We start from the raw sequence: 12,880 nt of genomic DNA, 5'->3' as shown, positions 1-12,880 counted from the left end.
GGTGATACCACTATTCACATGTTGTATAACATATTTGCATTATAAAAAAGGTTTTTAAAAATGTAAATACTAAATACGAATATTTTATTTTATTATTTTATTAATGTTCGGTTTTTGTTGACTTCAATCCTTTCCCTATATAAAATGTAATGAGGGAATACACAAATTAAGGAGGATTGGTCATGTTAGTTGAAGACCAAGTATTAAGAGATCAATGGGTAGTTGCAGCAAAAGCTGTTGATATTAAAGAAGAACCACAACAAGTGATCGTGTTAGGTGAAAGAATTGTTTTATTTAGAACAGAAGAAGGTGTTCATGCTTTTAAAGACCTTTGTATACACCGTGGTGCTGCTCTTTCATTAGGATGTGTAAAAGACGGACAGCTCGTTTGTCCATACCATGGTTGGGAATATAACTCTAAAGGAGATTGTACAAAGATTCCTCAATTACCTGAAGGAAGAAAGATTCCATTAAAAGCGAAGGCAATTAAGTATTCTTGCCGTGAAGAATATGGCTATGTATGGGTGAATTTAAATAATAATAATCCAAAAATGTTTACTTATCGTCCATTCCTTGATGAAAGTTACCATAATGTGTTATGGGGGCAAACCGAAATCAAGGCGAACCCACCAAGGGTTGTAGAGAACTTCCTTGATGTTGGTCATCTGGCATTTGTTCATGAAGGGTTTCTAGGTGTTCAAGAGAAACCTGTAATTGGTGATTATAATGTTCACCAAGATGAAGAGACTATCTATTCTGATGAGATTGCGATCTTCCAACCAGATCCAGATGGAACTGGGGTGGCTAAGGATGTTTATTATACGTATGAAATATTCAATCCTCTTGTTGTTCAATTTACGAAGAGAGACCCTGATAATGATAATAAAATGTCAATTGTGCTAATGATTCAACCTGTAACAGAAGGAAAATCAATTGCACATGGTATTATTTCCTTTAACTATGACACGGGAACAACTGATGAAGAAACGGTTAAGTTCCAGGATATGATTTTTGCACAGGACAAGCCCATTGTTGAAAATCAAAAGCCGGAAGATCTTCCATTAGATCTACAGGTTGAGCTTTCCTTAAAATCTGATCGTATGAGTATTGCATATCGTCAATATTTGAAAAAAATCGGCGTTACTCTTGGAACTGCCTAATCTAGAAAAAAGTGCCAATCCCTATTTTTATAGGATTTGATTGGCACCCTTTTTTATTGCCTAAATATATTTCGAAATCTAATTACACGATAAAATAATGCTGCATCTCTTCCCTCTTTTGTATATTGGTTTCTTTGTTTTTGTAAACACTCCATAAATGCTAGGTCACATTCCCGTGACGGGCCATATCGTCGATAGCATAGGTCATGTCTCATACAACATGAATCTACCTGATTCGTCGGTGGACCAGAGCCACCACAGCCTGGACCACACCATCTATAGCCAGGCATACAAAAACGTAATCCTCTTCTGTCTCTCATCACTCTCCCCTCCTTTTTAGTACAAATTATATTACTAAAATATGTGTTTGTTTTTGGAAAGGAAGGGCTTTTACAACGGATAGCTTTAAGACTATTAAAAAAGAATTGAAAAGTCTGATAAAAATTTGATAGTATAACATTAATATTATCAAGGGCAAATAGAATCTTAAACATTGTCCCTATACTTTTACATCAGACGAAGGAGATCAAGATGAAGGGAAAATTTCATTATGCGTGGATGATTGTATTTGTGACATTCCTCGCATTTTTAGCAGTTCAAGGAGGAAGATTAGCATTCGGAGCGTTTGTTGAGCCTTGGGAGCAGGACTTACATATGGACAGGGCGACAACTTCTCTCATTTCAACCATAAGTTTTGTCATTTATGGTCTATCACAACCTTTTATTGGGAGATTCATAGACAGATATGGTGCGCGCCTTATTTTATCTATTAGTACGTTTATTGTAGGAATCAGCTTCTTTTTCATCACTTTTGTTACGCAGCCTTGGCAATTATTCGTACTTTATTCGCTAGTATCAGTGGGTGTTGGCGGTGCATCGAACGTAGCTGGCACAGTTCTTATTATGAATTGGTTTAATAAAAAACGTGGTCTAGCGTTAGGGATTATGGAAGCTGGCTTTGGATTTGGACAAATGCTCCTTGTTCCTGGCTCTCTTATGTTAATTCTTTGGTTTGATTGGAGGACCACAATCTTTATTTTAGGTGCTCTGTTAATCGTCATCGTATTCCCTGTCGTATTCTTCTTTTTACGCAACCATCCCGATGAAAAAGAAATGGAGCCTTTGGGCGGAAAAATCAATGAGAAAGAAGAATCTGAGACTGAACCTGTAAAGAAATCTGTCTCACTTAAAGTTCTGTTTAAAATGCGCCAATTCTGGTTTTTAATGTTACCTTTTGCTGTCTGTGGATTTACGACAACGGGTTTGATGGATACACACCTAATTCCTTTATCCCACCACCATGGCTTTTCGGCAACTGTAACAGGCACAGCAGTAAGTATTTTAGCTGCTTGTAATATTGTTGGAATCTTGCTTTCTGGTGTTATCATTGATTATTGGAGTAGCCGTAAACTATTAGTTTTTATTTATTTTACACGTGCTTTATCAATAGGTATTCTAGTTTACTCTCACAACACTGTGTTATTGTTAATATTTGCAGCTATTTTTGGATTCGTTGATTTTGCTACTGTTGCACCCACTCAATTATTGTTAACTCAATATTTTAAAAACTATTCAATTGGATTTATTGTGGGGTGTTTATCTCTTAGCCATCAAATTGGATCGGCATTAGGTGCCTATATTCCAGGACTATTATATAGTAATCATGGTAATTATGAGTTATCTCTTTATATATCAATCTTAATTGTTCTGGCAGCAGCCATTATGAATCTTTTATTGCCTGAACCGAATCGAATAAAATTAGTTGATAATAGGGCAAGCTAATCCAAAGTTTGCCCTTTAAAAACGCCTAAAAATAGAACTATGGACATTTGTATTCTGGTTTGACCATGGTGTAAAATCTTTAAGCAACACAAAAGGGATTTAAGGAGAAATATAAATGAAAAGCATCTTACGAAATTTTATTAATGGAATTTTGACAATTGTTCCGATTATTTTAGTTGTGTATGTAGTTTTTAAAGTCTTTTTGTTTTTAGATGGGATTTTAGGGAATTTCCTGAAGCCGTATTTGAGAGAGGATTATATCCCCGGAATTGGATTAGTACTCACGTTTGTCGTCATTACGATTCTAGGCTGGTTATCAACGAAAGTATTTGCGGGAGCTATTTTCCGTTTGATTGACAGATTGTTAGAAAGAATTCCGTTAATTAAAACTCTATACTCTGTTATTAAGGATACATTCAATTCCTTTCTTGGTGAAAAGAAGTCATTTTCAAAGGTTGCACTTGTGACAATACCAGGTACAGACGTAAAAGCAATTGGTTTTATTACGACTGAAGATGTCGAAAGTTTTTATGATCCATTGAAGGACTATGTCGCTGTTTATATTCAGCAAACTTTTCAAATTGCTGGTTTCACCTTTTTAATTCCCAAGGATGAAGTGGAAATTATTGACGTTAAGCCTGAGGATGCAATGAAATTTGTAGTTTCTGGTGGGATGACATCAAAATAAAACGATATAGCTTTTATCAATCAAAAGTGAACGTACAAACAGGAATAATTTGTACGTTCATTATGCTTGTTTACATAATATTATTATGTAAAACTACAACGTTTTTTCATAACAAACACATTCATGAACTCGGGAAAACTTTCCTTTTATCATTTGATGATTCTTTCCTACATAATGGGCGAACGTATGCATTGGGATTAGGTCAGGAATATTGCTCTGAAGTTCTTCATTCCCTTCAAGATAAACATGCAAATAGGAATCTACCCTTCGAAATCCAAATTTTTCGTACCAATTTTGAACCCACTTGTCATTTCTCGTCCATGCTTCAAGTCGATTTAAATTCTTTATTTTTGCTATTTGTTCAGCCTCTCTGAGCAATTGTGCACCTATTCCCTCCCTCCTAAAATCGGGATGAACAGCAATGTGCCATAACATTCCTCCAAGTCCACTACCTCTTGAACAAATCGTTCTTTCCTCAATTTCATACTCAATGTCCAACAATCCAAGAACTTGCCCATTTTCAACCGCAACTAATTCAATTGCCGGGTTTTCGTATTTTTCTTTCCCCTGCAGAACATTATCAAAATACGCAGTATCTAAAAATGACAACACCCTGCAGCGAACCCATCCTACCTCATCAGTACTCTTGTATTCTCTTATAATCAAATTCATCCCCACCTAAATTTATTTTGAATTTTATGTACCAAAACATTTTTTAAACATATATTATCACGTAAATATTTGGGCTCTTATAACTAATTCTAAGAGGTGATAAGCATGTATGTTGTTCATTACTTTGAAAATAAAAATCTTTTATTAACCCAACTAGTGCAAACGGTGCCATCTGTTGATGACGCAATCAAAATAAAAGGAAAAAAAGGAAAAGTTTCCAAAGTAATCGATATTGATGAAAGAAATATTCATGTCCAGGTTGAGTTAGACCGGATTGTGAAAAAGAAAGCAGTTGACGATTCGAAAAAGAAAAGACGATAATAAACAGGGAACGCACCAAAGGAGTGCGTTCTTATCTTTGAAGCGTAATAAGTTCAATGTCCCCCATTGATGCCTTGTACAGACTAATCGTTCCTGATACACCTATTCCTGTAGAAGGATCTATTTTAAAATCATCATTTAACGCAATTGTCCATTTAGCTTCTTTATTTTCAACTAAAACAACTGCTATAGTACCAAATTGAATAACATGATCCCAGCTAAAGGTTTCCGTATTTCCAGAATGTTCGATGGAAATTCCATCTGTGCCAGTCCATATTTTAGAATTGGTACCCTTCCATTCGCCATGTATGGCAGAACCCACATAATAATACGATCCACCTCTACCTCGGTCACCATATGTACCAATATATTGGTGAATTGAATTGTCTTTCGCCTTATAGGTCATCGCTGCAACATCAGGTGCTAGCCAATCAATTTTATATTCACCATTCATTTGATATGGAAGATTCTCCTTTTGGCGAGCGAAAATTCCATAATAAGTTCGATAATAATGTGCTTCCTCCCTATTTTCTTTTACTATGAATATATGCTCAAAATCAGGTGAAACACTTATGATTTGGGTGATCGGATGTTTAAAAAGCATGATGACATTAAAAATAATAAACAACAGAAATACAAATGAGTAAAGAATCCTTACTTTCTTTTTTATGTTCAGGACCATCCAAAATGACAGACTTAACAAAATACCAACGAAAATATTAATCACGTAAAATAATCGATTATCACTATACTCAATTAGAAATTTGGAATGGAGGTAAAGATAGCCAATTTGAAGAAGAAAAAATCCGATTGCGATTACAAAAAAGAACGATCCTATTGTTTTTTTATGATTATTCATTTGATGCTACCTCCGATGTGAACTCCCACGACAATCCTCGATCAAATGAAACAAATTTCCCTTTCACCTTTCCACCCATATAATCTCCATTAGGTCCTTGGTTAAGAAGAACAGCAAGATGACCATCTTCTTTGAATGGAACCTCTGCCGTTACAAAAACCTTAGCAAATTTTTCTGGGATAGAAAATGTGGCTTTATTCCATGAAAATCCAGCATCTGACGTTATATAAAAATCAGGTTCTTCCGGATTAATGATTCCGTATGATAAGAAGCCAGTGTTTTCATCGACAAAGCCACCATTATATAAAAGCCTGGTTGTACCTGGGTACGCTGTTTCTCTCCACGTTTTTCCCCCGTCATTTGTGATGAATGCAGCTGACCATTCCTGAGACATTGTTCGATCCCCAGAAACAATAACATATCCAAATTTTTCATTGAGGAAATCCACTTTCCGAAATCTGATGGCTGGAGCATGTTGATAGATCGTTGATTCCTGCCATGTTACACCCTTGTCGTGTGATGTAATTAGTTTAATACTATCTTCTATATAGATAAAAGATGCTCTTTTATCTGTTAGAATAAAGCTGTCATTCATAAGTTCTGTTTTGTTTCCGTTATATTCTCCACTAAATAGTTGCTCTACTTCTACTGGAACTGTAACCCACTCCTGCCCGTTGTCATATGTAATCTTTAATTCATTATTTTGCAGTGTGTAACCAATTGAATCCGTCACAATGGTTGGTTGTAAAGACTCAGGTCTCTCTCGATTTTTAGATGGACTTGAAATATCCTCCTGCATAGGCTGTGTTTCATCAAAAGATTTTTCATATTGAAAAATGGAAATAAGTAAAATCAGAATGACTAAACTTGAAACCACGATCATTAGATTTTTCAAAAGATAAACTCCTTTGTTCTTTTATCCCTTTATTTTAACAAAAGTTTCCAACGAGCAATAGCCACATATAGAAAAAAGCCTGTCTCTAATTTTTCAGAAACAGGCTCGGAACTATTTCCACCAGTCATCAAACATACTTGCTGGCAAATGTCGTTTATGTTTGGATATTTGATAGCGTTTTTCTATTTTTTCTGCATCTTCTTTTGAAACTGTTTTTCCTTCCAAATAATCGTCAAGAATTTCATAGCTAATCCCTAACTCCGTTTCATCAGCCTGCAATGGTTTTACGTCTAATAAATCAGCTGTTGGAACCTTTAAATACAGACGTTCCTCTGCACCTAGCTCCTGTAAAAGGGCACGTCCTTGTCGTTTGGTTAACCCTGTTAATGGAAGGATGTCGGCTCCCCCATCCCCATATTTAGTGAAGAAACCAGTGACTGCTTCAGCGGCATGGTCGGTTCCTACCACTAATAAATTATGCATCCCACCAACTGCATATTGAGCAATCATTCTTTCTCTTGCCTTTACATTTCCCTTATTAAAATCATTGATCTCTTCAGAAGTCGATTTCTTGTACTCCATCACAAAGGCATCAACAGTAGTTGCAATATCAAAGGTGATTGCACGGTCTGGATTGATAAATGCAAGAGCTGCTTTTGCATCCTCTTCGTCCTTTTGAACACGATAAGGCAAACGAACAGCAATAAATGTGGCCTCATGCCCCTCATTTCGAAGTTCCATGGCAGCCATTTGACAAAGCTTCCCTGCTAAAGTAGAATCCTGTCCACCACTTATTCCTAGTACAAATCCATTCGTTTTGCTTTTTATGACATATTCCTTTAAAAAGTTTACCCTACGTTTAATTTCTTCTTTTGGGTCAATTGTTGGCTTTACATGTAATTCTTTGATTATCTGTTGCTGAATACTCATGAAAGATCCCTCCATTTTAAAATGGTCTTTTCGCAACAAACTGGTTAATTGTTCATTTTCCCAATCATTTCTTCGATATTTTCCTTTACTTCTTCAATTCGTTTCATTTTATTATTCCAGCATTCCTGGCTTAGGTCGACTGGATATTCCTCTGGCATCGTCGGGCGCTTGTACTCATCCCATAGTAATTCCAGATTTTCATTTAAAAACGAGCGAATTTCCTGTAAAGTTGGAATCTCATACACAAGTTTACCATGATCAAAAATTGTATACTGCAATTCACGTGCTTCAAAATTCGTAACAAATTTACTTATAAATGTATGAACCGGATGGAACATTTTGATTCGCTTCTCATTCTGTGGTTCCTCGTGTTCAAGAGTAATATAGTCACCTTCAGATTTTCGACTATTTTTATTAATGATTCTATATACTCGCTTTAATCCTGGTGTTGAAACCTTTTCAGGGTTCCCGCTTATTTTTATAGTGTCTACCATATCCCCATTTTTATCTTCAATTGACACAAGTTTGTAGACAGCACCAAGAGCTGGTTGGTCATAAGCAGTAATTAGCTTTGTTCCGATCCCCCATGAGTCGATTTTAGCCCCTTGGGATTTTAAGTTGATAATCGTATGTTCATCAAGATCATTCGAAGCCACAATTATTGCGTCCTTAAATCCTGCTTCATCAAGCATTTTTCGTGCTTCTTTTGATAAATAGGACAAGTCACCACTATCAAGGCGTATTCCAATGAAATTAATATTGTCTCCTTCTTCCTTGGCAACTCTAATGGCATTCGGAACACCGGATTTCAATGTATCATATGTATCAACGAGAAAAACACAATCTTTATGTGTGCTTGCATAATGTTTAAACGCTTGATACTCATCTCGATATGCTTGTACTAATGAATGAGCATGTGTACCAGAAATGGGTATACCAAATAATTTGCCTGCTCGTACATTTGAGGTTGAATCAAATCCAGCGATATATGCAGCTCTTGTTCCCCAAATCGCCGCATCCATTTCTTGTGCTCGTCTTGTACCGAATTCCATAGCATTTTGGTCTCCAACAACCTGCTTAATACGGGAAGCCTTTGTGGCAATCAGCGTTTGGTAATTAATAATATTTAAGATTGGAGTTTCTAATAATACAACTTCACAAATGGGGCCTTCAATACGAAGAAGAGGTTCATTTGCAAAAACGACTTCTCCTTCCTTCATTGAACGTAAAGTTCCAGTAAAACGAAGTTCCTTTAGATAATTAAGAAAATCTTCTTTATATCCTTCTTCCTTTAAATAGGCGATGTCCGTTTCACTGAATGAGAAGTTTTCTAGAAAATGGATAATTCTCTCAAGTCCAGCATAAACTGCATATCCATTCCCAAACGGAAGCTTCCGAAAGTTTACCTCAAAGACTGCTCTACGGTTATGTAATCCTTCCCGCCAATAAATTTCTGCCATGTTTATTTGATATAAATCTGTATGTAATGCTATGCTGTCATCGTTAAAATGTTTGTTCATCAAAAATAACCTCCAGTAAATAACCTAACGAACTTCTGCGCCGATTGAATCTTTAAAATGTCCGAGTGCCCACTCATGACCTGCTTGGTTAAAGCTCGCCACTGCTGAACTGTGGATCACAATTTTAAATCCACGGTTATATGCATCAACAGCCGTGTGGAGGACACAAATATCTGTACAAACACCCACTATATGAACTTCATTGATACCACGTTCACGCAACTTAATCTCGAGGTCTGTTCCAGCAAACGCAGAATATCTCGTTTTATCCATCCAATATACATTCGGATTTGTTTGTTGTTCATTGAAAGCTCTTTGAAGATCCCCATATAGAAATCTTCCTGATGTATCTTCTATATTGTGAGGTGGGAATAACTTTGTTTCAGGATGTAGGTCATCGCCTTCTTTATGAAGATCAATTGCAAATACAACATAATCACCGTTTGAGATAAATTCCTCAGTGATACGAACAATTTCTTTTTCAATATCTTGCCCTGGTTTCCCACAAGTTAATGCCCCGTCACTTGCAACAAAATCATTTGTGTAATCTACATTTAACAATGCTTTTTTCAAAGTACTTCCTCCTCTTTAATATAATCATTCCGTCTGAGTTCATATCAAAAAGATAAACTTTATTTAGTTTGGTTTACATTTGTGTAAAGTTTTTCGCCCATAGTTCATTTTATATGAATTTTGTGGAATATTGAATAGAATTGCACATTTTTGTTATATGTTTTGGAATATTTAAAGAATCAAAGGGTTGAACGTAAAGAACCCCACTGAGTTTCGTGGGGTTCAGGTGTTTTTATTCTTCGTCTAACTCTTCATCAAAGATTTCGTCAAAGGCTGCGGAAACTTTATCAAATTCTTCATCGCTTTCAATCGCTGAAAAATCTCCCTCTTCATCAATCTTTAAAAAGAAAACATCGATATCATCCTCGGTATCTTCTTCTAAATCGTCTAGAAAACCAACTGCAGCATAATCAGTACCTTCAATTGTTACGACGCCGAGTACCTCAACATCTTGATCTTCACCTGATTCATCACTGATAGAAAAAACTTCTCCAACAATTACTTTTTCCATAATCTTTTCCTCCCCAAATAGGTTATGTACTATTTTATCTTTTCATTGTACCGATTAAAACATACCTTGTACACATGATAATTCGTAGTTTGTAAATAATAATTCTGTGAAGAGTTTTTACTCTCACTACTAATCAATGTGGAGGGATATACATTGAATATTCTATTTCGCTTATTCCCAGAGTTGTATTATACTTTCGTGAAAATGACGATTTTCATGAAAAAAATAATTTTTAGACTTCAGTACTTGGTACGAATTCCAACTCTTGCGTAGAAGGGATATTCAATTTGTATTGTCAAATTCTCATTGATATTTGAAAAAGGTAAGCACTTGTAGCTTGCCTTTTTCATTTGGTTTTTTAGCTAAAAATCGTATCTGTATAACCTGAATTTATGCTATGATGAGGAAAAAAGTGGGAGTAATGAAATGAATCCTTTCCTATTTGGTGTTCTTGTTGTCACCACTACTGCGTTAATGGGCTCTTCTTTTGCGGTTGGAAAAATCGGTTTAGATTATGTTTCGCCACTTCTTCTCGTTGGTCTACGCTTTACAATTGCAGGTATTCTCATGGCGTTATTTGTATGGAAAAAAACACTTCCGAACCAACTTTATGATTGGTTGCGAATATTCACCATCGGACTTTTTCAAACAACTGGTGTGATGGGGTGTATCTTTTTAAGCTTACGAACGATCACTGCTGGTGAATCTTCTATCCTCACATTTAGCAATCCTTTACTTGTTGTCATTTTAAGCACGTTGTTTCTAGGAATTCGCTATCACTTTTTTCATTGGACTGGGGTAATCATTGGGTTTACAGGAGTTTTCATTACGCTTGGCTTTCATCTTCAATTAGAAATTGGAGTAGTTTTAGGTCTTGGCTCGGCTATTTCCTGGTCGATAGGGACATTGTTAATTAAAAAATGGGGCGTTCGTTTTAATATTTGGGTGCTAACAGCTTATCAAATGTTATTCGGTGGTATCTTACTGCTATTGATGAGCTTCACGTTTGAAGAACCTACAATCTCGATTACTTCCACATCGGTATTTATCATATTATGGCTTGCAATCATGGCTTCAATCGTTCAATTTGCCATTTGGTTTTACTTAATTAATAAAGGTGACCCTGGTAAAACGTCTGCATTCTTGTTTCTTGCTCCATTCTTTGGAGTTCTCTCAGGCTGGATAATTTTAAATGAGGTTGTTGAATGGTTTGTATATGGGGGAGCCTTACTTATTTTCCTAGGTATCTTTTTGGTTAATTGGACGTTTGCAAAAGATAAAAAAACAGAACAAAATCTTGAGGCGTAAATGGAGGACCCCATTCTCCAATTGGGGAATAGGGTCCATCCTTTTAGTTAATAAATTTTTCTTTTTCCTGCCAGTATTCCTTCCGAAGATGAACCTTTTGAATTTTACCAGACGCAGTTTTGGGTAGTTCATTTCTAAAGACTACCTTTGTCGGAGCCTTAAAGTGTGCCAGACGACTACGAGAGAATGCAATTAACTCTTCTTCGGTCACATCATGCCCTTCACGTTTGACCACAATTGCCTGTGGTGTCTCTCCCCACTTCTCATGAGGAATGGAAATAACCGCAACCTCTAAAACAGCAGGATGATCGTATAATGCACTTTCAACCTCGATGGAAGAGATGTTTTCCCCACCACTAATAATAATATCTTTTTTACGATCGGCTATTTCGATATTGCCATTTGCATCTACAATCGCCATATCACCTGTGTGATAATAGCCATTTCGAATCACTTCGTCCGTACCTTCTTTATTGTTCAAATATCCTTCCATAACAGTATTACTACGTACGATTACTTCCCCAATCTCTTTCCCATCCTGAGCTACATCTTCCCCGTATTGATTGACAACATGTACCTTTGCTCCTATAAATTCATAGCCAGCTTTTGCTTTTAAGCGATACTTTTCTTCTTTCGAAACATTATCCTGTGTATCTCGGATTATGGATGTTGTGATAAGTGGTGATGCCTCAGTCATACCATATACTTGGATAAATTCCCATTCGAGCTCCTCTTCAACTCGTTTTACAAATGCTGGTGGAGGTGCAGAACCAGCGATGACAATTCGGATATTTTGTTCTTGCTTTGTAAATTCATTTGATGCCGTATATTGTAATAACGTATTCAGAACTGTTGGTGCCATATGCATAACGGTAACTTTATACGTATCTATTTTTCTAAAAATCTCCTCAGGCTTTACCTTTCGTAAGCAAACCTGTGTAGCTCCGTTAGCTGTGTAGTAAAAAGGTGAGCCCCAGCCATTGACATGAAACATCGGTAAAACATGAAGTAGTATATCACGATCTGATACGCGAAGGTGGTGCATAGTTGTTAAGGCATGGAGGTAATTACTGCGATGTGAGAGCATAACACCCTTTGGTTTTCCAGTTGTTCCACTTGTATATAAAAGTGTTGCAATGTCTTTCTCATCCATTTCAGGGCGTTCAATCGGTTCTTTTTTAAAGCATTCGAGCCATTCCTCATATGAAATCGTCCATTCTGTGTTATCCTTCCCACCATGGACAATAATCTTTTCTACCGTTTTTAATCTTTTACGAATCGGCTCAATTTGTCCTACTAGCTCATGGTCGACAAACAAGATTTTCGTTTCACTATGATTTAATATGTACTCATAATCAGATGGAATCAATCTTGTGTTTAATGGAACAATGATGGCGCCAATTTGAAACACTCCATAAAATCCCTCAAACATTTCTGAAGTATTTGGAGCTAAATAAGCAACACGATTCCCTTTCTCAACACCAAGATGTCTTAATCCTCGGGAAAGTTGATTCACTCTATCGTTTACTTCAGCATACGTAAAGCTTTTGTTATCATCAATTAGTGCAGTTTTTTCACCATACAGTTTGACAGCACGATCTAAAAATTGAGATAAAAGCAAAGGTACATACAAGTTCATTTCCCCCTTTAGTGAGTATAAA

At 36.3% G+C, this 12,880-nt stretch carries 14 protein-coding genes; 5 read left to right on the top strand and 9 right to left on the bottom strand.

All coding sequences use genetic code 11. The features are described from left to right. Positions 1 to 182 precede the first annotated feature (182 nt). The gene (locus DZB84_RS00920) at positions 183 to 1,160 is read left to right on the top strand and encodes an aromatic ring-hydroxylating oxygenase subunit alpha (protein ID WP_116350376.1); all 978 of its coding nucleotides are present in this window, start codon (positions 183 to 185) and stop codon (positions 1,158 to 1,160) included. A gap of 53 nt (positions 1,161 to 1,213) precedes the next feature. Here the strand turns inward: DZB84_RS00920 and DZB84_RS00915 are convergent, their stop codons facing one another. Continuing rightward, positions 1,214 to 1,480: a phospholipase A2 family protein gene (locus tag DZB84_RS00915; RefSeq protein ID WP_116350375.1), complete on the bottom strand. Its 267-nt coding sequence runs from the start codon at positions 1,478 to 1,480 to the stop codon at positions 1,214 to 1,216. Between the two features lie 211 nt (positions 1,481 to 1,691). On the opposite strand from DZB84_RS00915, the gene DZB84_RS00910 reads away from it, so the two are divergent. Together DZB84_RS00910 and DZB84_RS00905 are read left to right on the top strand one after the other, a co-directional pair. Continuing rightward, positions 1,692 to 2,942, top strand: a complete 1,251-nt coding sequence (locus DZB84_RS00910; RefSeq protein WP_116350374.1) for an MFS transporter — start codon at positions 1,692 to 1,694, stop codon at positions 2,940 to 2,942. 115 nt (positions 2,943 to 3,057) lie between these two features. Next, positions 3,058 to 3,630 carry a DUF502 domain-containing protein gene (locus DZB84_RS00905; RefSeq protein ID WP_116350373.1) on the top strand — a complete coding sequence of 191 codons (573 nt, stop codon included), beginning with the start codon at positions 3,058 to 3,060 and terminating at the stop codon, positions 3,628 to 3,630. Between the two features lie 93 nt (positions 3,631 to 3,723). Here the strand turns inward: DZB84_RS00905 and DZB84_RS00900 are convergent, their stop codons facing one another. Then, complete coding sequence (locus DZB84_RS00900) at positions 3,724 to 4,302, bottom strand: GNAT family N-acetyltransferase (protein ID WP_116350372.1); 579 nt, start codon at positions 4,300 to 4,302, stop codon at positions 3,724 to 3,726. Between the two features lie 105 nt (positions 4,303 to 4,407). On the opposite strand from DZB84_RS00900, the gene DZB84_RS00895 reads away from it, so the two are divergent. Continuing rightward, a complete protein-coding gene (locus DZB84_RS00895) occupies positions 4,408 to 4,623 on the top strand; it encodes a hypothetical protein (protein ID WP_116350371.1) in 216 nt (71 codons plus the stop codon). 31 nt (positions 4,624 to 4,654) lie between these two features. Here the strand turns inward: DZB84_RS00895 and DZB84_RS00890 are convergent, their stop codons facing one another. The 6 genes from DZB84_RS00890 to DZB84_RS00865 all read right to left on the bottom strand — a co-directional run bounded on the left by DZB84_RS00890 (position 4,655) and on the right by DZB84_RS00865 (position 9,911). Continuing rightward, the gene (locus DZB84_RS00890; RefSeq protein WP_116350370.1) at positions 4,655 to 5,482 is read right to left on the bottom strand and encodes a hypothetical protein; all 828 of its coding nucleotides are present in this window, start codon (positions 5,480 to 5,482) and stop codon (positions 4,655 to 4,657) included. Continuing rightward, a complete protein-coding gene (locus DZB84_RS00885; RefSeq protein WP_116350369.1) occupies positions 5,475 to 6,377 on the bottom strand; it encodes a WD40/YVTN/BNR-like repeat-containing protein in 903 nt (300 codons plus the stop codon). The genes DZB84_RS00890 and DZB84_RS00885 overlap by 8 nt, the downstream gene beginning before the upstream one ends. Positions 6,378 to 6,488: 111 nt before the next feature. Further along, entirely contained in the window at positions 6,489 to 7,307 is an 819-nt protein-coding gene (gene nadE / locus DZB84_RS00880) for an ammonia-dependent NAD(+) synthetase (protein ID WP_116350368.1), read from the bottom strand. A 44-nt stretch (positions 7,308 to 7,351) separates the two neighbouring features. After that, entirely contained in the window at positions 7,352 to 8,827 is a 1,476-nt protein-coding gene (locus DZB84_RS00875; RefSeq protein WP_116350367.1) for a nicotinate phosphoribosyltransferase, read from the bottom strand. A gap of 24 nt (positions 8,828 to 8,851) precedes the next feature. Beyond that, the gene (locus DZB84_RS00870) at positions 8,852 to 9,400 is read right to left on the bottom strand and encodes a cysteine hydrolase family protein (RefSeq protein WP_116350366.1); all 549 of its coding nucleotides are present in this window, start codon (positions 9,398 to 9,400) and stop codon (positions 8,852 to 8,854) included. A 232-nt stretch (positions 9,401 to 9,632) separates the two neighbouring features. Beyond that, positions 9,633 to 9,911: a DUF1292 domain-containing protein gene (locus DZB84_RS00865; protein ID WP_116350365.1), complete on the bottom strand. Its 279-nt coding sequence runs from the start codon at positions 9,909 to 9,911 to the stop codon at positions 9,633 to 9,635. Between the two features lie 426 nt (positions 9,912 to 10,337). Here DZB84_RS00865 and DZB84_RS00860 point away from each other — a divergent pair, with 426 nt between their 5' ends. Next, entirely contained in the window at positions 10,338 to 11,219 is an 882-nt protein-coding gene (locus DZB84_RS00860; RefSeq protein WP_116350364.1) for a DMT family transporter, read from the top strand. 43 nt (positions 11,220 to 11,262) lie between these two features. Here DZB84_RS00860 and DZB84_RS00855 read toward each other — a convergent pair whose 3' ends face one another. Beyond that, positions 11,263 to 12,858 carry a long-chain-fatty-acid--CoA ligase gene (locus tag DZB84_RS00855; RefSeq protein WP_411266250.1) on the bottom strand — a complete coding sequence of 532 codons (1,596 nt, stop codon included), beginning with the start codon at positions 12,856 to 12,858 and terminating at the stop codon, positions 11,263 to 11,265. Positions 12,859 to 12,880: the final 22 nt, after the last annotated feature.

It is taken from the genome of Bacillus sp. HNG (assembly GCF_003400205.1).
Classification (GTDB): domain Bacteria; phylum Bacillota; class Bacilli; order Bacillales; family Bacillaceae_L; genus Ferdinandcohnia.
The sequence above is the reverse complement of the archived record's forward strand: the minus strand, read 5'-3'. Positions and strand labels throughout refer to the sequence as shown.